Raw genomic sequence first — 19,061 nt, forward strand, 5'->3', positions numbered from 1 at the left:
ACGCAAAATGAGGCCGAAAACCATCTGGTCAATTTTAAAATTTTAAATTAACTAATGAACACCTAGGTGCATCACTTAGTTACTTAAGGTGCAGCCTGATATTGTTTGGTCATGGAAGCCACCGGTTCAAAACTGCGCCGGTGAATAGGCGTGTAACCAAAGCGTCGCAAGGCTTCCAGATGTTGCTTAGTACCGTAGCCGGCATTGGCTTCAAATCCAAATTCCGGATAAGTTAAACTATACGCTTTCATCAAGTCATCTCGGTAAACTTTCGCAAGAATACTCGCAGCTGCAATTGATAAGGAGCGCTGATCCCCTTTAATTAGCGAACTTTGCTGGATAGATGTTTGAATGGTCATAGCATCGATGAGCACATGATTCGGTTGCAGAGATAGCTTTGTTAAAGCTGTTTCCATCGCCAATTGGGTTGCCCGGTATATATTCATCTCATCTATTTGCTGACTGCTCACTTCCGCAATGCTATAAGCCAAGGCTTCGGCTTGAATACGTTCCGCAAATTCTCGGCGTTTCTTATCAGATAACTGCTTAGAATCATTCACCCCGATTAAGGAGACAGGGTTTTCCGGCAAAATAACCACTGCGGCTACAATGGGGCCTGCCAAAGGCCCTCGCCCTACTTCATCAATTCCGGCAATATAATATTTATCTTGCTGACTTTGCTGATATAATTCACGCTCAATGGCTAAACGTTCCTGAAAAGCTACTTCTAAGGCCATTTGCTTTTGCTGGCGTCGTTCGTATTGCGCTAGGAGTTTTTGCACTCCCTTGCGCTCATCTCTGCTAAAAAGGTCAAATAATTCATCACTTAAGACACTTGTCTCTTCTAGCAAAGTTTTTATCTCTTTGATGGTATAATTTACTTTCATGTTAAAGAGCCTCGTAGGGAGTATCCAATGTGGCTGAACCTAAGCGATGACTTCTAAAGTCATGGATGATGCGCTCACTTGCTTGATCATAGTCATCGCGTAAGCCCATCTGCTGAGTGATTTTCAAAAGTAAATCCACGGTGGATAAGTTCTCTAAATCGGCTTCACTCAAGCGATAGCGGTTCTTTAATGTTTCTGCTTCATTGGCCTTTAAATGTTCAAGCAGGTAAAGGGCCAAGTCATCCATATGCAATAAACTGTCCTTAATTGCTCCGGTAACAGCTAATTTCTTCCCCACTTCGGGGTCTTCAAATTTAGGCCATAGGATTCCCGGTGTATCTAATAACTCAAAGCTCTTTCCGATTTTTAGCCATCTTTGGGCTTTTGTCACACCAGGTTTATTGCCAGTTTGGGCTTGGTTTTTGCCTACGAAACGATTAATTAGGGTCGATTTCCCACTATTGGGAATGCCCAGAATCATGAGGCGGATGGGACGCTCCTTGATTCCTTTTTCTTGCTGCTTTTGGAAGTAAGGTTGCATCACGTCTTGGATTTCTTGTTGGAGTCCACGGATGCCTTTATTGTGTTGGGCATCGATAGCAACTGCTCGCTGGCCTTGGCTTTTATAATAATTTAACCAGGCTTGGGTTGCTTGTGAATCCGCTAAATCAGCCTTATTTAAGACTAAGATGGTTGGTTTTTGGCCAATGATTTCACTGATGACTGGGTTACGACTGGATTCAGGAATTCGTGCATCGACAAGTTCGATAATGACATCGACAAGTTTAATTTTCTCAGTCGCTTCACGTTTGGCTTTGGCCATATGGCCTGGATACCATTGAATGGTTTGTGCGCTCAAAGTTCATCCTCCTTAAGGTTTTATTTGACTAACGTGGCCATTTGCCTCCAAGCTATATGAGGGCACTTGGCTTCGCCTTTCACTTGGGGCATAAATTATGTCTGCATGGCCTTCAATACTTTCTGCCGGGACTAGTCCGAACTGGCGGCTATCCCCGGAATGTGGACGATTATCCCCCATGACGAAGTAATAGTCTGCCGGTATTTGGTGAATACCCAAGGTGTCCCAAAGGGAAAAATCCTCGGTAAACGGTTCTGAATTGGCCTGTTGGTTTTTTAAAGGATCCAAATAGGGTTCAGCTACTGGTTGGCCATTGATATATAATTGATCTGCTTCAACCCATAACTCATCGCCAGGCATGCCGATAACGCGTTTAACGTAAGACTCCCCAGACCCACGAGGGTCCGGGAAGACAACAATATCAAAGCGTTCAATTGCCTGCCACTTGGTCATGAACATCTGGTCACCATGCTGAAGGGTTTGTTCCATTGAGTGACCAGATACTTGGAAAGGTTGAATCACATGATCTCTTAAAGCAGTGAAGATGAATAAGGCAATCATTAAGGCGAAAGCAATATTTACGACTTCAACAAAGCATTGGCGGATAAATCTCATGCGGCTTCCTCTAATTCTTCTTCGTCTTCAGCTTCGTCTGACTGCTCAGATTTTACTTGTCCATTTAAGACTTCAACGGCCTTATCATATTGTTGGTCGTGTTCCTCAATATATTCTCTGGCAGCTTGCATCAATGCACTCGTGGTCTCGCCGGAAACAATCCCATCTTCAGCTAAGTCATGGTCTGCTTGAAATGCTTTAACGGCCTGGCTTACATGGGTATCATAGAAGTTGGCCTCACGGACATCGTAGCCAAGGGCGTCCAGAATGGTAATGATGCTCGTGACTTGTTCTGATTGAGCACCATCTTCGTAGGAGTCTTCTGGATTTAGTAAGATGGCCTTATTAATCGGATGGCTTTCAACCTCAACATCAGGGGCTACGCCCTCTTCATGAATCCACGTGCCATCAGGTGTAAGCCATTTCGCAACCGTCAGTTTCAATTCGCCGTATTCATTCTCGTCAAATACCGTTTGCACAGTCCCTTTCCCAAAGGTTTGCTCCCCAACAAGGGGTTGGTCTGTATTTTGTTGGATGGCTCCGGCAAGAATTTCGCTGGCGCTGGCGCTACCTTCATTAATCAGAATTACGTAAGGTTCAGTCACTTGGAAATCTCCCAATTCGGCGTCTTTAGCTTGGTAGGCCAATGGCTCTACGTCGGCTTCTTCCATTTGCATAATAATCTCATCATCTTCAAGGAACATATTCGTAATAGCCAAAGCTTGATCAAGCAGACCGCCTGGATTGTAGCGGAAATCAAAGACAAAGCGCTCGGCTCCCTCTTCGCGAAGCTGGGTAATAGCTTCCACCATTTCACCATAAGTTGTACCATTAAATTGGGTCACTTGCACATAGCCAATCGTAGCATCCTGCTCATCCAGATTGGCTTTAACAGTAACAATCGGAATTTCCGCCCGTTTTAAGGTCACATCAAATTCCGTTTCCCCCCGCAGAATCGTCAAGGTCACTTCCGTGCCTTCCGGTCCGCGAATCATATCGACGATTTCATTGGTAGACAAGCCTTTCAGTTCGGTGCCGTCAGCTTTTAGGATAATATCATTAGGTTGAATGCTGGCGCGGCTGGCCGGGGTATCTTCAATCGATGAGATGACCGTCACATAATCGTTTTCGGTGACGAATTGAATCCCCACGCCTTGGAAGGAACCTTCGATACTATCATCAACGGCCTCCATTTCAGTATGATTCAGAAATTCTGAATATGGATCATCCAAACTGTTGACCATGCCTTTTAAAGCACCCACCATAATTTGTTCTTTATCGACTTCTTCAATATACATACTTTGAATCGCATCATAGGTCGATTGCAAGGCACTAATATCCTCATCGCTTAATTGCTGCGTGTCACTTCGGCCAGGCCAGAAGCGTTCAAAGGCAGCGATCGATGAAACACAATAGCCAACCATAAAGACCACAATCGTCCATGTCAAGGCGATTAACAGTCGGATGCGTGTACTTTTCTTCTTCAAGGAAAACCTCCTTATAGCTTTTCGTCTATTATAATTTTAACCAAAGTCATATTGGTAATGACTCCATACCTCATCGAACGTTAACAAGAATTTCCCGTAATCAGGGTTGCTTTCTAAATAGGTCGATAACTGATTAAAGTCCTTGCTATGTTTGGGAAAACTCTGGTCCTCGGCCACTTTATTGGCGAATCGACTCACAGGATCTTGCGCCTCAGGGTTTTCAAAACGTTTCACATATTCATAAAAACTCGGTGTCATACTTGTCCTCCTAGTTATTTCTTGTGTCGCTCATTCAATACATACCTTACCTTTGGAATTATTCTAAGCCTTACTATCAACCCTTGTAACAGTATGTGTGGAATTATTATAGCACGCTTGGCAAAAATAACCAGGATTCTACTTAGGTGTAAGCAATATCTTTTTGCCAAGAAATAGGGTACAATAAGCCCATGAAGATTTAGGAGGTTCAAATGACTCAAGCAATCGACAATAAACGGGCCGAATTCTGGAATGCTGTGACGCATGGATGTGCCGCCTTGCTCAGTGTTCTCGCGCTCATCGCCCTAACCCGAAAAGGCCTCGCCCAAGCATCTACCTCAGCCATCCTAGCATATACTGTATATGGGGCGAGTATGATTATGCTATTTACAACGTCAAGTCTCTATCATAGTTTCAAACATACGGCTTATCGAAATATCTTGCAGAAGATTGACCATAGCTCGATTTACTTATTAATTGCCGGAACATATACGCCCTATCTGGTCGTCGCGGTTGGGGGACGCCTAGGCTATATCTTCCTGGCCTTAGTTTGGCTATTGGCTTCCATTGGTATTTACTTTGAACTGCGCTATACTAACCGCTTCCCCAGACTTAGTACATTCTTATATTTAGGTCTAGGCTGGATTAGTTTATTCCTGATTCGACCGCTCTTTCAAACAGTCGATTTAGCAGGAATTCTACTCCTGGTTGCGGGCGGGCTTACATATAGTGTGGGAACCGTCTTCTACAGTCAAAAACACAAGCCCTGGATGCATGTGATATGGCATGTATTTGTTGGTTTGGCAGCTGCTTTCATGTTCTTAAGTATTTATTGGTATGTTTAGTAGAAAGGAACTTATGAAGTATCGTCAAATTCGTTATCTAACTATTGGTGCAGGGATTCTCTTAGCCATCATGCTAATGCTAGCCCTATTTACCAGCCACAGGCTTGACCACACGGACGAAGCTTTTAGTCAATGGGTCTTTACTTGGCGTCAGCCTGTTTTGGATACATTTTTCGCCACAGTGACGGATTTAGCTGGCGCATTTGGAATTATCGTCCTCAGCACCATTATTGTGCTTACCCTCGTCTTTTATTTCCATCAAAGGACGCTTGCTTTTTGGTATGCGCTGATGATGCTAGTCAGCAATCTCTTGGTTAATCCACTTTTGAAGAATGTATTTCAGCGGGAACGCCCGGCTTTGAGTGTCCGATTGGTTGAGGCAGGGAGCTATTCCTTCCCTAGCGGGCATTCTTTGGGAGCAGTTACGGCCTTTGGGGGGCTGATGCTGATTCTTGCCTACCTCTATCGAAACAAAAACTGGCGGACACCGACAAATATTGGCCTCCTCTTATTGATTGGCTTAATTGGCTTTTCGCGCATTTACTTAGGTGTTCACTATTTATCGGATGTGCTGACAGGCTTTGCTTTAGGCGCTTTTTGCCTAGGCTTATCAGTAGAAATACTTAATCGGCATGTTTCAAATGATTCATAATGGCCAGTAATTTCTCCATCATAGGGCGCTCATAAGGATTATGGGCGCCTTTTTCAATGAGATGAAGCTTGGCTTGAGGGACAGCCCTCTTCAATAAATAGGCCCCAATCGGTCGGCAATTAATGTCGTAGCGACCATGAACGATATCCATGGGGATTTCTTGCAGGCGGTCACTGTGCTCGAGAATATACTGGTCCTGGCTGCCAAATACCCCATGGACGAAGTAATGGGCTTCAAGTAAGGCGTAGGACATGTCACTTGGGCTAACCCTTTCTTGGCCGGTAGGAATTTGTGGTACTAAGTTAATCACACTGGACTCCCAATCGGCCCAAAGCTTACTCGCTTGCTGTCTCATTGCTGGCTTTCCTTGGGTGAGGCGTTGGTAATAAGCTTCTACCAGTTGACCTTGCTCTTGTTCGGGAATAAAGTTCTTGAAACGGTCAAAGGCCTCCGGAACAAAATAGCTCGCCCCTGCTTGATAAAGCCAGTCAATATCTTCCTGGCGTCCTAAGAAAATCCCCCGCAAAATTAAATGCTTCACCCGGTCGGGATGATGAATCGCATAGGTTAAGGCCAAGGTAGAACCATAGCTACCCCCAAAGACATACCAAGCTTCAATTCCCAAGTGTTCACGAAGGCATTCCATATCCGCTACACTATGGAAAATCGTATTAGCTTCCAAGCTTAAAAAAGGCTTACTTTGCCCGGTTCCTCGCTGATCAAAGAGAATGATAAAGTAAGCTTCCGGGTCGAAAAAGCGGCGAGAGGCCTCACTAACGTGCCCTCCGGGACCCCCGTGTAAGAAAATCACCGGAATGCCCTGGGGGTTGCCAGCCGTTTCCACATATAATTCATGGCCAGAACCTACGCTTAAATAAAATGCATCGAGAATTGGTGTGTTTACATACATGCTTAACCCAACTTTCTAAGCTTGGTCACTTAAGTCCACGGATCGCTGGTAGGTGGCGTCTACGGCGGAAATCATCGCATGACGCAAACCATTCGCTTCAAGGGCTTTAACGCCGGCAATGGTTGTACCACCGGGGCTCGTAACCCTGTCTTTGAGGGCACCTGGATTTTCACCTGAAGCTAGGACCATTTGGCCTGCGCCGACAACTGTTTGAGCTGCCATTTCCAAAGCTTCCTGACGTGGTATGCCGTGAGAGACGGCAGCATCACTCAGCGCTTCAATGACTTGGTAAATAAAGGCAGGGCCCGATCCTGCTACCGCACCTGCTGCATCAAACTGGCTTTCATCATAATATTGTAAACGACCGGCTTCTTGAAGCAAGGCTTCCACATAGCCTACCTTACTTGCTTCGATGGCCGGGTCATAGCAATAGCTTACATAGCCTTCACCAAATTCAACCGGTGTATTCGGCATAATTCGAATCCAGCGATGACTGGCCGGCGTGAGGGTTTTTAAATCTTTCAGCGGATAACCCACAGCCATACTAATCCACACTTTCGGCTCATCTTCGCTTAAATAAGGGGCCAGCTCTTCTTCAAATAAAGACTTCATCCCATAAGGCTTCACTCCGACAAAAATATACTCACAACGAGCCAGCAAATCTACATCTAAGCGCTCCCGCTCGACTTGGAAAGCATTCAAGGCTTGTGAGAGTTCGTAAATCCGCTCAGGCGTCCGATTATACAAATACAAGGCCTGTTCGGGTTTGCTGGCCCGGACTGCTTTAGCAATCGCTGAGGCCATATTACCTACACCAATAAATCCTACACCGTTCATCATTCGCATCCTTTCTTCAATAACTTACGTCAACTAAGGCTTTAATTCACTTAAATAGTCATAGCGTTCATAGTAATGCAACAACTCATTATTGGCTTCATCTAAAGCTTCCTGCAGTTCCATTAAGCGGCCAGCATCATGACTCGCCTCAAGCATTTGACCTTCATATTCTGCAATACGGGCTTCGGTTGCTTCCATATCTGCTTCTAAAGTAGCCCATTCCTTCTTCTCCTGATAGGTCATGCGCTGGCGGCTATCTTTAGCAGGTGCAGGAGTGGCTTTACGAGGTTCCTGCTCCTTCTCTGCAGCTACTTCAGATGTGCTAGCAACCGTTTGGCCACCACCCCTAGCCAGGTAATCTGAATAATTCCCGTAAGTCAGGGTAAACTGACCCTTACCTTGAATATCCAAAAGCTGGTCCACCGTCTTGTCCAGGAAATAACGGTCATGCGAGACAATAATGACAACCCCGGCAAAATCCGCCAAGTAATCTTCCAAGACTGTCAAGGTATCAATATCTAAATCATTGGTCGGCTCATCAAGAAAGAGCACATTCGGTTCCTGAATAAGCAGTCTCAACAGGTACAAGCGACGTCTTTCTCCACCCGAGAGGTATTTAATTTGGGTGCCGTGGCTAATCCGTGGAAAGTTAAAGCGTTCCAACATTTGGGCCGCACTAACACTTGAACCATCTTCTTGGCGGAATTCATCAGCAATTTCTGATAAGTAAGCCAAGAGGCGGGTTTCTCCCGGTAAATCCTCATCCAACTGACGGTAATAGGCCATGCGAACCGTCTGGCCAATGGTATAGGTTCCCGATTGAATCGGCCGCTCCCCTGCTAAAGCATTCAAGAATGTCGACTTTCCGACCCCGTTGGCTCCAATAATTCCCAGGCGCTCACCTTTAGTAAAGGATTTCGTGAAATTCTCCACAATAAGCTGGTCACCTATCGCAACCGTCACATTCTCCAAGTCCATAATCCGCTTGCCAATCCGCTGTTGGTCAAAGGCAAAATCCAAGGCATCGTCTGACCCGTGGCGACTCGCAATATCATCCGATAAGGCTTCAAAGCGATCAATACGGGCTTGTTGCTTGGTCGTCCGTGCCTTCGCTCCCGTGCGCATCCAGGCGAGTTCTTGCTTGTAAAGCTTATCTTGCTTGTCCTGCATCTTCGCTTGAATTTCAGCCAATTCACTACGCTTAGTTAAGTAGCTTTCGTAATTGCCTTCATAGCTAGTCAGTTGCCCGTGACGCAGTTCAATAATTCGATTAACTGCCCGGTCGAGGAAATAGCGATCATGGGTCACCAAAAGCAAGGCCCCTTGGTAATTGGCTAAGTAAGTCTCCAGCCACTGAATAGACTGAACGTCTAAGTGGTTGGTCGGCTCATCCAGAATAAGCAAATCCGGCTGACTCATCAGAACTTGGGCTAAGCCAATGCGTTTCTGTTCTCCACCGGAGCATTCACCAACTTTCCGGTTCAAATCTCGCAAATGCAGTTGGGATAAGATGGTCTTAGCCTGAACTTCCATGTCCCAACCATCTTGGCGATTCATCTCTTCAGTCATGCGATTAAAGGCGTCTTGATAGCTTTCATTTAAGGGATCTGCTTCCAAATGACTCACCGCTTCTTGATACCGCTTGACAAGTTGCACTTGCGGGGCTTGACTATCATAGACGGTTTCCATAATCCTTTGGTCAGGGTCTAGTTGCGGATTTTGGTCGAGGTAGCCGATTTCATATTGCTTGGGGTGACTAATGTCCCCCTTATCGTAATCATCCAAACCAGCCAAGACGCGCAAAAGCGAGCTTTTGCCGGTCCCATTCGGTCCAATTAGCCCAATCCGGTCCCCCGTGCGAATAGACAAATCAATGCCATCGAGCAATGTTTTCGTACCATATGTTTTGTGTAAATTCTCAATCGTTAATTCTTTCATTTACATGCCTCCCTTGTTAATCATTTGGAATGTGCCAATCAATCGGTTCCTTCCCCCATTGGCTGAGTTGCGCATTAATTTGGCTGAATGGTTTTGAACCGAAGAAGCCGCGATAAGCTGACAGCGGACTGGGATGGGCTGATTCAATCACCTTATGGCGGTTCATATCAATCATCTGCGCTTTCTTGCGAGCAGCATTCCCCCATAAGACAAAAATTACGGGATCCTGCCTTTCATTGATGCGACGGATTACCTCATTGGTCAAGACTTCCCAGCCTTGCTTTTGATGGGAATTGGCTTGGCCGGCCCGCACGGTTAAGACGGCATTAAGCAGGAGTACCCCTTGCCTGGCCCAAGCAGATAAGTCTCCATGACTCGCCGGCGGGATACCCAAGTCCGCTTCTAATTCCTGGTAAATATTGCGTAAAGATGGCGGAATGGCTTGGTCGGCTGACACAGAAAAAGCAAGCCCATTGGCTTGGTTCGGTCCGTGATAGGGGTCTTGCCCTAGAATTATTACTTTAATGTCTGTTAAGTCTGTTAAATTAAGGGCCTGAAATATCTTATCTTGCGGAGGATATATCGTATGGTAACGATGCTCTTCTTCAAGAAAGGCCGTCAAATGTGCCCAGGTCTCACTTTGGAAATACGGTACCAAAGCTTGACGCCAAGATTCGGTTAAAGTCCATTCTAACATCGAAAAACTCCTTATGATTCATTTAAGCTAATGACTGTATTTTACCATAGATTGGATAGGAAGATGATCCAAATACCAAAAAAGCCGAGACCAGCAAGGTCCCAGCATTTATAGTTAAATGTTATTCGCTTAGAATAGACCAGAAATATTGCCAGCTTGGTCTACATCAATCGCTTCAGCTGCCGGTTTCTTTGGTAAACCTGGCATGGTCATAATATTACCCGTTAAGGCAACAATAAAGCCAGCGCCAGCTGAGACTTTCAAATCACGGATTGTGATATCAAAGTCTTTTGGTGCGCCCAGTGCTTTAGCATCATCGGATAAGGAGTACTGAGTCTTCGCCATACAAATCGGTAAGTCTTGGAAGCCGAATTGCTCGAGGGTCTTCATTTGGCGACGTGCTTTGGCAGTTAATTTAACCCCGCGTCCACCGTAGATTTTCTGGCTAATCTTGGTGAGTTTCTCTTCAATGGAATCCGTTAATTCATAAGCGAATTGGAAGGCACTCGGTTCGTCGGCTAGGCGAATGACTTCTTTGGCTAAATCGCGTCCACCTGCGCCCCCTTCGGCCCATACATTAGATTCAACGATTGGAACGTTTAACTCTTGAGATAAATCAGCTAAGGCATCTACTTCTGCCTGGGTATCGGTTGGGAAGCGATTAATTGCAACAACCGCTGGTAAACCGAAGACTTCACGCATAGTATGGAGATGATGGGCTAAGTTGGCACTGCCTTGGCGCATCGCTTCAACGTTCTCTTGAGCTAAGTCGGCTTTAGCCACACCGCCATGCATCTTCAAGGCGCGAATGGTTGCTACAATGACAACCGCATCCGGTTGAATGCCTCCAATCCGGCTCTTAATATCAATGAATTTTTCAGCCCCTAAGTCGGCACCGAAACCAGCTTCGGTTACAACGTAATCAGCTTGTTTTAAGGCCAGCTTCGTCGCAATCAAGGTATTACAGCCATGGGCAATATTGGCAAAAGGTCCCCCGTGAACAAAAGTTGGGGTGTTCTCCAACGTTTGGACTAAATTCGGATTAATCGCGTCTTTTAATAAAGCTGTCATCGCCCCTTCAGCTTTTAAGTCTTTGGCTGTCACAGGTTCTCCAGCAAAGTTATAGCCAATAATGATGCGACCCAAGCGCTCTTTCAAGTCAATTAAGTCTTCGGCTAAGCAAAGAATGGCCATAATTTCAGAAGCTACGGTAATTTCAAAGCCATCTTCACGAGGCACCCCGTTGGCACGTCCTTGGAGACCGTCCACAATATTACGTAATTGGCGGTCATTCATATCAACAGCCCGTTTCCAGGTAATATTACGGCTGTCGATGCCAAGTTCATTGCCATGGTGGATATGGTTATCAATCATGGCTGCAAGTAAGTTATTGGCAGCACCAATTGCATGGAAATCTCCTGTAAAATGCAGGTTAATATCTTCCATAGGTACGACTTGGGCATAACCACCACCAGCGGCGCCACCCTTCACCCCGAAAACAGGGCCAAGTGATGGCTCGCGTAAAGCAAGCATTGTCGACTTCCCTTCTTGACTTAATGCATCAGCTAAACCCACTGATGTCGTTGTTTTACCTTCACCGGCTGGTGTTGGTGAAATAGCCGTAACCAAAATAAGCTTTCCATCTGCTTGATCACTGCGGCCTAATAAACGGTGGTCTACTTTTGCTTTCTTCGTACCGTAGTATTCCAAATCATCAGTTGAAATATTAACCTTCGCTGCGATTTCATCAATCGCTTGATACTCTGCTTTTTGAGCAATTTCGATGTCCGTTAAATGTTCCATGCAATCTTCTCCTTTATTGGATTTTATACTTGAATGTTAACTCGTTCGCCTAGGTAAAGTCAAACGAATTAACAAGTTCGCCATGTTTTAAAATTTAATATTCGGATTCGTCAATTCGATAATCATAGGATAAGGATTTACCCTGATAAGATAGGCTTTGAAGCTCGTTCTGACATGATTTATGCGCGATATAAGGTGATGCCTTCTTTGGTTATTTCGATGACTTGAATGTCTTTGCTTGCTTCAAGAGGCGTATCTAATGGTTTTCGGCCTAAGATAACGAGGTCATCTACTTTGCCAACCGTGAGCGTTCCTTTTCGTTTCTCTTCGTGATAGGCATAGGTTACATTGATTGTGACAGCCTTTAAAGCATCTTATATATCAATCCGTTGATCCGCTCCAATTGTTTGTTCGATTCGGGGCTTACGGTTTGCTGCCGTCCAATGGGTTTGAAGCATATTAGGCGGAACAATGGGTGAATCTTGGTGAAAGTTAACTTTTAGATCCCGGTTGAAGGCTGATTTAGCCGGACTAATACGCTTGCCACGTTCTGCCCCAAGATTTTTTACATGGGTATCTCCCCAATAGTAGACATGATCGATAAACATCGATGGAATCATATCTAAGGCAAACATCCGATCTAATTGATCATCGTGAACGGTTTGGCAGTAAATCATAACCGGCCGTAAATCTTTAGTTGTAGCTCTTTCACTAGCTTCTAAAGTGAGTTCGTATTAGATATAATAACTGTTTTGAAGCAGCATCATCATTGGCATGGGCTAGAAGCTGTTGGCCTTCTTTCAAGGCCATCGTGATATATTCTTGGACTGCTCCATCGGTATAAGCGGGATAACCGCGATAGTTATCTTCATCTGCGTACGATTGGCTAAGCCAGGCCGTTTTGCCTTGGGGGAACCGTCGAGTAATATCTTATAGCCCGCAATTTTCAGGCATTGTTGACACTGTCCCGTGTATTCTGGATAGGTTTGAAGTATTTGCCGTGGCTCTTCGGTCACTAAGGGATAAGCGACAACATCTACTTTGAATTGGTCTGACTGGGTGAGTGCAATTAGCTCTTCCATGCCTGCTTGCGTTGCAGCCCCTTCTTGCACCGTTGTGATACCATGCGATAAGTAGACATATTGGGCTGCTTCAATTAAATCCGCTAATTCAATCGATGAATCAGCCAAAAGTGGCATGAGCACTAAGTCGGCAGCATCTTCTTCAAGGTAGCCACTAGGCTCTTTAGAGTCCGGGAGCCGGCCATTTTTACCGTTTTCGGGATTTGAAGAAGCCTCTGTAATATCGGCTAGAGCCAGGGCTTGGCTGTTGGCAACACCCATATGGAACGATTGATGGAATAAGAAGACGGGGGCTTCATTGGCTACTTCATCAAGGACGGCTTTACTGGGATGCTCTCCTTCTGCTAAATAAATATGGTCGTAGCCAAAGCCGATAATCGCATGATTAGGGTGAAGATCGTTGACCTTTCGGTGATCTTCAATACGTGCTTAAATTTCTTGAAAGTCCTTGCTGTCAGTTAAATCGACCATAGCTTGCGTATAAGCTAAGAAACTCAAATGACTATGGGCATCAATAAAAGCTGGTAATAAGGTACTGCCTTTTAAATCCACCATTTCCGGTGTCTCATCAGATAAGCGCAACATCTCCTCGCGCCAACCCTTTCCGACAATTATACCATCGCGTACCAGCAGGGCTTCTACTCGCTTACGTCCATCGAGCATGGTTAAAATCGGCCCATCAAAATACAAGGTTTCCATCACGTCAAATCTTTCCTATGAGAATATTGTACTCTATAAGGCAATTTTAGCGGATTTACATTATATTTACAAAGAATATGGCGGCGAAACGAATCCCAATCACGGGCCATTACGCAGAAAAGAAGGCAACCCAGTCGCTGCCTTCTTTTCTTTATAGACTACCGCCCTCCTCCTTGGAGTTATATTTGAACAATATTTCTATAAAATCCTCCCATAGTTGTGTCGCATTTTCTCAATCCATAAATATTTTATAAGAAAACCCTTAATAGTTCGGTTGGTATTATATTTTAATATAGCTAAAAGCTATAAATAATAATTATCTTTCTGTTTTTAGGGTAGCATAAATAAAGATTAAAGTAAAACTATTTCGGAATAAATTGCATTAACATTTTTATATTATTTAGATTCTTTCTAAAGAAAAAAGCACCCTGAGGTGCTTTATAATAATTATTCATAAACATACATGACCAGTATGAGCCCTTGTGAGAAGGACAGCTTTACTTCCGGCTTATCGTCAAGAAATTCATTGCTAATAAAGGCTCTTGGATAAGGCATATTTATTCCATCGAGCTCATATTTCGCACCTTGAATGGTCCAATCTTTAACCGGGCTAAGGGAAATCAAAGACAAGTAACGTGCCGCCGCATCTCGAGTGATGACATGGTCACCTGCTTGGAGGAAATGAAAGTGCTGATCTTTTTCCACAAAATGTAATCGTTCCAATATCTCCCGGTAACGGGGTTGATAGGCCAGCCACACATTCGCAAGGAGATGGTCAAGGCGACCTATTTGCCGGCCCATGGCCCCCAGTAAGATGAACTGCGGAGCATCTGGATAGCGTTCTTGGGCAATTGCCAGGGCGAGTTCCATATCGGTATCATCTTTTTCTGGTTGGTAGCGGATGACTTCTGTGGCGGCGTGATCGATGGCTTGCATGGTGTCACCGTTGACAGAATCAAAGTCCCCGATAGCTAGCTGGAGGGGGTAGCCTGCATCAATAATAGCCAGACTACCGGCGTCAACACCAATGAAGACGGCTTCCTCTAAATTCGTAACAAATTCGGGCAAAACAGAAAAAGCCGGCGAGTCTGCTCCTGCGACCAATATGATTGGGGCATTACTTGTTAACATAAGCTTACCTAAGCTTTCATCTCAGCGATGGCTTGGGCGCGGTCAGCACTAGCAAAGAGATATGAACCTGACACAAGCACGTCAGCGCCTGCTTCTTTAACGCGGTCAGCGGTCTTGTCGTTAATACCACCGTCTACTTGAATTTCATACTGGTAACCATGTTCTTCACGGAGTTGACGGAGTTGGCGAATCTTCTCCAAAGTTGATTCAATAAAGCTTTGCCCGCCAAATCCAGGGTTAACGGTCATGACAAGGACTAATTCAACATCTGCTAAGACTGCTTCCAAGGCTGAGACCGGTGTGCCTGGATTGATGACAACCCCCGCTTTCACGTCATTGGCATGAATTTGTTGGATGACCCGGTGGATATGCTTGGTTGCTTCAACTTGCACTGAGATAATATCAGCACCTGCCTTCGCGACTTCATCAACGTATCGCTCAGGGTCTTGCACCATCATATGCACATCGAACGTCAAATCGGTTGTCGGACGTAATGCTTCAATAACCATCGGTCCAAAAGAAATGTTAGGTACAAAGGTTCCGTCCATAATATCAATATGCAGGTAATCCGCACCTGCTTGAATCATATCAGAAACATCTGCTTCTAAACGTTTAAAATCTGCACTTAAAATCGAAGGGGCAATCTTGACCATGGAATGAGTCTCCTTTCTTAAGATCGGTAATTCGGTTTGCGGTTTTCAATGCGTTCGAGAATGGCTAAGTAATTATTGTAACGGCTGGCAGCAATGTCACCTGCTTCTACAGCAGCTTTCACCTGGCAGCCAGGTTCTTGCTTATGGCGGCAGGAGCGGAATTTACAGCTGGCACTGGCCCGGGATATTTCAGGGAAGCAGTGAGCTAAGTCCTCTGCTTCGATGTCCGGAAATTCAATGGCACTAAAGCCAGGTGTATCCGCTAGCCAGCTACCGTGGGATGGATACAAAGTTACATCCCGAGTGGTATGGCGTCCTCGATTTAGTGACTGGCTAATGTCTTTCGTTTCAATTGCCAAATCAGGAATGAGGCGATTCAATAAGGTAGATTTACCTGCACCGGATTGGCCCATCACTACATGAACGGTATCTTTCGGTGTCTCATTTAAGTAGGCATCAATCGCTTCAAGGGAATCGGTTTTTAAGACGGTATAATCTGCCGGCGCATAGGTAGCTTCAATTTCATCTAACAAGGCGGTCGTAGCAGCTTGCCCTTTTTGTTCAATCATTAAGTCAACTTTGGAGCAAATAATCACCGGATGGATGCCATAAGATTCTACGCTGACCAAGTAACCATCCAATAAATTATAAGCAAAATCTGGCTCAACTAGTGAAATGACCACCAGGGCAACGTCAACATTTGCTACCGGTGGGCGGAGCAGTTGATTGCGTCGGGCGGCAATATCTATTAGCCGTTCCTCAGATTCTGGGTTCGACGCATCGATTTCAATCGTCACCCAATCGCCGACTAGGGGCTTTTCGTTCTTATGGCGAAAGAGACCCTTGGGCTTCGTAGTATAGGACTGACCTTGGCTCCACACATAGTAAAAACCACTGAGAGATTTGTAAATCAAACCGTCTTGTCTTTTCAAAAAGTTGCTCCTTTCCTATTCATAGGCGCCTACTTCATTACTTTCGGCAATGACTTCCCCGTCCCTTAAGACCCGGTATTGACCGCTGCCGTTTTCAGGGATGTTGAGTGTTAAGGTACGGGTTGTCGATTCGGTAATTTCAAACTCTTCGGCGACTTGATTGATGTCGCGGTTCTTATCCCCAATGAAGATTTGGATGGTATTCGGTTGAGGATTCTCTTGGTCGGTATCATTGTCCGCATAAGTGGGAACATACTCGAGGAAGACATCCACTTCACTGGTGCGAATTTGCGGTGTTTCCGGTCCCAAGGAGATGATGATTTCAATCGTCTCCCCCTGCTCAAGCGGTGTACCGCTGGCCGGTCTTTGGCCAACAATTTGGTTTTCGGGGATGAATTCACTATATTCATAGGATTCTTCTACATATAGACCGTATTCCTCGGCGAAATTACGGGCTACCCGACTGTCTAAATTATAAAAATCTTGCATAGTAATCGTATCGGCTGAACTTCCAACCGTTAAGGTAATTGACGTCTTCCCTGGTACCACCGCTGTCCCTGGGGCAATACTCTGGTCTAAAATCACACCTACTTGTTCTGGCGAATTGGTTGCTAGGCCACGCCTTTCCACAATAAAACCAGCATCAGTCAGCAATCTGCGAATAGATTCATAGTCTTGGCCTATGTAATTGCCAATTTCAACCTGTTCTGGCCCATTGCTGACGAGCAAATCAACCGTAGAATTTCGCTCAATCCGGCTACCTTGCTCAGGGGCTGTATCGACGACATTGCCCGTTGGAATGCTTTCATGCCATTGGTAAATAATATTGGCAATCGCAATATCTTCGCTACTTAAGGTTTGCTCTGCTTCCTCCCGCGTCATACCACTCACATCGGGAACGGTCACCTGTCTGCCAAAGGTATTATAAGTATAAAAACCAAGCAGGCCGATTAAGAGACCGACAACCATAAGAATGCCTATACGAATCCACCGTCTTGATTTTTGGGGGCGGTTAATGTCTTCCACCACATCAAAGGTTTGGTAGGCTTCTTCATCTAAAGGTTCCGGTGCCTGTAAAGGCTGTTCTCGAGTCGTATCTTTGACTGCTTCAGTGTCTTCAGGATGCAAGGGCGTCAGGGCAATCGTTTGATCCATATCACTCGGTTCAAAAGCCTGCTCGTTCATGCGATTGGCACTTAAACTCGTGCTTAAATCATTGAGCATCTGTTGCACATTGTCATAGCGATCATTGGGATCTTTGGCGGTGGCCTTTAAGACAACGTTCTCTAAGCTTTGCGGCACATAATCTAATTGCGTGCGAATCCGCGGGAAAGCTTCTTGGAAATGCTTCAAGGCTACCGATACAGCGGATTCCCCGTCAAAAGGCACGGATCCTGTAATCAATTCATATAAGACGACCCCTAAGGCATAAATATCTGATTTAGTGGTCGCATTGGCCCCGCGGGCCTGCTCTGGTGATAAGTAATGCACCGAGCCTAATAAGGTATTCGTTTGGGTGATGGATGTATCGGTGAGGGCAATCGCAATCCCGAAGTCGGTTATCTTGACTTGGTTATTCTCTGTCATGAGAATGTTCTGGGGTTTAATGTCCCGGTGAATAATACCGTGGCGATGGGCGACATCGATGGCGGATAATATTTGACTCATAATGTTCACGGCTAATTCCAGTGAAATCGGTGCATTCTCGCGAATAAAGGTCTTCAGATCATCGCCATTAACGTATTCCATGACAATATACTGCTCATTTTGTTCTTCATCAACGTCATAAACTTCAACAATATTGTGATGTAGGAGTTGGCTGGCTGACATAGCTTCCCGTTGAAAGCGACGGATGGCATCTTGGTCATTCTGGAAGTCGTAGCGTAAGACTTTGACAGCGACATCACGGTTAAGAATTAAGTCATGTGCCAGGTAAACATTCGCCATCCCACCTTGACCGATTGGCTGATTGATGACATAGCGACCGGATAATTTCTCTCCAACTTCAACCATCTTTACGCCCCCTCCCCAAGCGTATCCTGGAAGTGAGACGCAATAATTACCGTAATATTATCTAAGCCGCCTGCTTCATTGGCCGCGTTCACTAAATCTTGGCTTAAGTCGTCAGATGATTCGTTGGCCGCAAAGAACGCTTCCAGTGTCTCCTTGCTAACCATATTCGTCAAGCCATCAGAACAGAACATAACAATATCAATCTCATAAATTGACACTTGCGTTAATTCATAGCCAACCGATTCTGTTACACCAATCGATTGGGTCACAACATTCCGTCTTGGATGGACTTCACCTTCGGCCTCGGTAATCTCGCCGGATTTAATTAGTTCATTGACCAAGGAATGATCTTCGGTCATTTGGGCTAAACGTCCGTTCGAATAGACATAAGCCCGACTATCGCCAACATGGGCAATGTATAAGACATCTTCAACAATCGTTCCCATGACCAGGGTCGTGCCCATGCCTTCTAAATCAGAACGTTTGATGGACGTATCGTAAATATATTGGTTGACGCTATGAATAGCATTATGCAACCATACACTGACCGAGTCCGCTGTTAAAGCGTCCTCTAATTCTTGGAAAATATTCCCTAAATATTCCGTCGTTAATTGACTGGCCACATCACCGGCCTGATGACCCCCTACCCCGTCACAGAGGACGAAAAGTGGCTGGTCAAAGTCATTCATAAAATAATCGGCATAATCTTGGTTGGACGAGCGCTGCTTGCCAACGTTCGTATGAATTGATATCTGCATGTGTT

At 45.2% G+C, this 19,061-nt stretch carries 19 protein-coding genes and 1 pseudogene; 2 read left to right on the forward strand and 18 right to left on the reverse strand.

Annotated elements, in window-relative coordinates:
• Positions 1-83 precede the first annotated feature (83 nt).
• From CL176_RS05990 to CL176_RS06010, 5 genes are read right to left on the reverse strand one after another with little or no spacing between them, the layout of a single operon-like run.
• The gene (locus tag CL176_RS05990; protein WP_118990478.1) at positions 84-887 is read right to left on the reverse strand and encodes a ribonuclease HII; all 804 of its coding nucleotides are present in this window, start codon (positions 885-887) and stop codon (positions 84-86) included.
• Position 888: 1 nt separating this feature from the next.
• Entirely contained in the window at positions 889-1,746 is an 858-nt protein-coding gene (gene ylqF / locus CL176_RS05995) for a ribosome biogenesis GTPase YlqF (RefSeq protein ID WP_276102222.1), read from the reverse strand.
• A gap of 12 nt (positions 1,747-1,758) precedes the next feature.
• Entirely contained in the window at positions 1,759-2,361 is a 603-nt protein-coding gene (lepB, locus tag CL176_RS06000) for a signal peptidase I (protein ID WP_118990479.1), read from the reverse strand.
• The gene (locus CL176_RS06005; RefSeq protein WP_118990480.1) at positions 2,358-3,848 is read right to left on the reverse strand and encodes a S41 family peptidase; all 1,491 of its coding nucleotides are present in this window, start codon (positions 3,846-3,848) and stop codon (positions 2,358-2,360) included. The genes lepB and CL176_RS06005 overlap by 4 nt, the downstream gene beginning before the upstream one ends.
• 36 nt (positions 3,849-3,884) lie before the next feature.
• Positions 3,885-4,106 (reverse strand): YozE family protein, encoded by a 222-nt coding sequence (locus tag CL176_RS06010; protein WP_118990481.1) that lies wholly within the window; start codon positions 4,104-4,106, stop codon positions 3,885-3,887.
• A gap of 212 nt (positions 4,107-4,318) precedes the next feature.
• On the opposite strand from CL176_RS06010, the gene trhA reads away from it, so the two are divergent.
• A complete protein-coding gene (gene trhA, locus CL176_RS06015; RefSeq protein WP_118990482.1) occupies positions 4,319-4,951 on the forward strand; it encodes a PAQR family membrane homeostasis protein TrhA in 633 nt (210 codons plus the stop codon).
• 13 nt (positions 4,952-4,964) lie between these two features.
• Positions 4,965-5,603 (forward strand): phosphatase PAP2 family protein, encoded by a 639-nt coding sequence (locus CL176_RS06020; protein ID WP_162890852.1) that lies wholly within the window; start codon positions 4,965-4,967, stop codon positions 5,601-5,603.
• On the opposite strand, the gene pip is transcribed toward CL176_RS06020, so the two are convergent.
• The 13 genes and pseudogenes from pip to CL176_RS06090 all read right to left on the reverse strand — a co-directional run bounded on the left by pip (position 5,575) and on the right by CL176_RS06090 (position 19,056).
• Positions 5,575-6,513 (reverse strand): prolyl aminopeptidase, encoded by a 939-nt coding sequence (pip, locus tag CL176_RS06025; RefSeq protein WP_118990484.1) that lies wholly within the window; start codon positions 6,511-6,513, stop codon positions 5,575-5,577. The two genes, CL176_RS06020 and pip, sit on opposite strands and share 29 nt — an antisense overlap.
• Positions 6,514-6,528: 15 nt before the next feature.
• On the reverse strand, positions 6,529-7,353 hold the full coding sequence (gene proC, locus CL176_RS06030; RefSeq protein WP_162890853.1) for a pyrroline-5-carboxylate reductase: 825 nt from the start codon (positions 7,351-7,353) through the stop codon (positions 6,529-6,531).
• Between the two features lie 30 nt (positions 7,354-7,383).
• Entirely contained in the window at positions 7,384-9,288 is a 1,905-nt protein-coding gene (abc-f, locus tag CL176_RS06035) for a ribosomal protection-like ABC-F family protein (RefSeq protein ID WP_118990486.1), read from the reverse strand.
• Between the two features lie 16 nt (positions 9,289-9,304).
• A complete protein-coding gene (locus tag CL176_RS06040; protein ID WP_118990487.1) occupies positions 9,305-9,985 on the reverse strand; it encodes a uracil-DNA glycosylase in 681 nt (226 codons plus the stop codon).
• 129 nt (positions 9,986-10,114) lie between these two features.
• Positions 10,115-11,788, reverse strand: coding sequence for a formate--tetrahydrofolate ligase (locus tag CL176_RS06045; protein ID WP_118990488.1), 1,674 nt, complete (start codon positions 11,786-11,788; stop codon positions 10,115-10,117).
• Positions 11,789-11,967: 179 nt separating this feature from the next.
• Positions 11,968-12,489 (reverse strand): annotated as a pseudogene (locus CL176_RS12685) (amidohydrolase family protein); the annotation flags it as partial.
• 99 nt (positions 12,490-12,588) lie between these two features.
• Positions 12,589-13,293 (reverse strand): amidohydrolase family protein, encoded by a 705-nt coding sequence (locus tag CL176_RS06060; protein WP_118990490.1) that lies wholly within the window; start codon positions 13,291-13,293, stop codon positions 12,589-12,591.
• A 6-nt stretch (positions 13,294-13,299) separates the two neighbouring features.
• Entirely contained in the window at positions 13,300-13,569 is a 270-nt protein-coding gene (locus CL176_RS06065; protein ID WP_118990491.1) for a hypothetical protein, read from the reverse strand.
• A 447-nt stretch (positions 13,570-14,016) separates the two neighbouring features.
• On the reverse strand, positions 14,017-14,700 hold the full coding sequence (locus CL176_RS06070) for a thiamine diphosphokinase (protein WP_118990492.1): 684 nt from the start codon (positions 14,698-14,700) through the stop codon (positions 14,017-14,019).
• Positions 14,701-14,708: 8 nt separating this feature from the next.
• The gene (rpe, locus tag CL176_RS06075; RefSeq protein WP_118990493.1) at positions 14,709-15,353 is read right to left on the reverse strand and encodes a ribulose-phosphate 3-epimerase; all 645 of its coding nucleotides are present in this window, start codon (positions 15,351-15,353) and stop codon (positions 14,709-14,711) included.
• 17 nt (positions 15,354-15,370) lie between these two features.
• Positions 15,371-16,285: a ribosome small subunit-dependent GTPase A gene (gene rsgA, locus CL176_RS06080; protein ID WP_118990494.1), complete on the reverse strand. Its 915-nt coding sequence runs from the start codon at positions 16,283-16,285 to the stop codon at positions 15,371-15,373.
• Positions 16,286-16,300: 15 nt separating this feature from the next.
• Positions 16,301-18,298: a Stk1 family PASTA domain-containing Ser/Thr kinase gene (pknB, locus tag CL176_RS06085; protein ID WP_118990495.1), complete on the reverse strand. Its 1,998-nt coding sequence runs from the start codon at positions 18,296-18,298 to the stop codon at positions 16,301-16,303.
• Between the two features lie 2 nt (positions 18,299-18,300).
• A complete protein-coding gene (locus tag CL176_RS06090; RefSeq protein WP_118990496.1) occupies positions 18,301-19,056 on the reverse strand; it encodes a Stp1/IreP family PP2C-type Ser/Thr phosphatase in 756 nt (251 codons plus the stop codon).
• Positions 19,057-19,061: the final 5 nt, after the last annotated feature.

The sequence above is a fragment of the Suicoccus acidiformans genome (genome assembly GCF_003546865.1).
Lineage (GTDB): Bacteria > Bacillota > Bacilli > Lactobacillales > Aerococcaceae > Suicoccus > Suicoccus acidiformans.

Bases quoted from the DNA above. Each gene is read 5' to 3' on its own strand.
- trhA (WP_118990482.1), top strand. From the start codon at position 4,319: ATGACTCAAGCAATCGACAATAAACGGGCCGAATTCTGGAATGCTGTG.
- CL176_RS06020 (WP_162890852.1), top strand. From the start codon at position 4,965: ATGAAGTATCGTCAAATTCGTTATCTAACTATTGGTGCAGGGATTCTC.
- CL176_RS06065 (WP_118990491.1), bottom strand. From the start codon at position 13,569: ATGGAAACCTTGTATTTTGATGGGCCGATTTTAACCATGCTCGATGGA.
- pknB (WP_118990495.1), bottom strand. From the start codon at position 18,298: ATGGTTGAAGTTGGAGAGAAATTATCCGGTCGCTATGTCATCAATCAG.
- proC (WP_162890853.1), bottom strand. From the start codon at position 7,353: ATGATGAACGGTGTAGGATTTATTGGTGTAGGTAATATGGCCTCAGCG.
- CL176_RS06090 (WP_118990496.1), bottom strand. From the start codon at position 19,056: ATGCAGATATCAATTCATACGAACGTTGGCAAGCAGCGCTCGTCCAAC.
- CL176_RS06070 (WP_118990492.1), bottom strand. From the start codon at position 14,700: ATGTTAACAAGTAATGCCCCAATCATATTGGTCGCAGGAGCAGACTCG.
- pip (WP_118990484.1), bottom strand. From the start codon at position 6,513: ATGTATGTAAACACACCAATTCTCGATGCATTTTATTTAAGCGTAGGT.
- CL176_RS06045 (WP_118990488.1), bottom strand. From the start codon at position 11,788: ATGGAACATTTAACGGACATCGAAATTGCTCAAAAAGCAGAGTATCAA.
- CL176_RS06040 (WP_118990487.1), bottom strand. From the start codon at position 9,985: ATGTTAGAATGGACTTTAACCGAATCTTGGCGTCAAGCTTTGGTACCG.
- abc-f (WP_118990486.1), bottom strand. From the start codon at position 9,288: ATGAAAGAATTAACGATTGAGAATTTACACAAAACATATGGTACGAAA.
- CL176_RS06010 (WP_118990481.1), bottom strand. From the start codon at position 4,106: ATGACACCGAGTTTTTATGAATATGTGAAACGTTTTGAAAACCCTGAG.
- CL176_RS05990 (WP_118990478.1), bottom strand. From the start codon at position 887: ATGAAAGTAAATTATACCATCAAAGAGATAAAAACTTTGCTAGAAGAG.
- lepB (WP_118990479.1), bottom strand. From the start codon at position 2,361: ATGAGATTTATCCGCCAATGCTTTGTTGAAGTCGTAAATATTGCTTTC.
- rpe (WP_118990493.1), bottom strand. From the start codon at position 15,353: ATGGTCAAGATTGCCCCTTCGATTTTAAGTGCAGATTTTAAACGTTTA.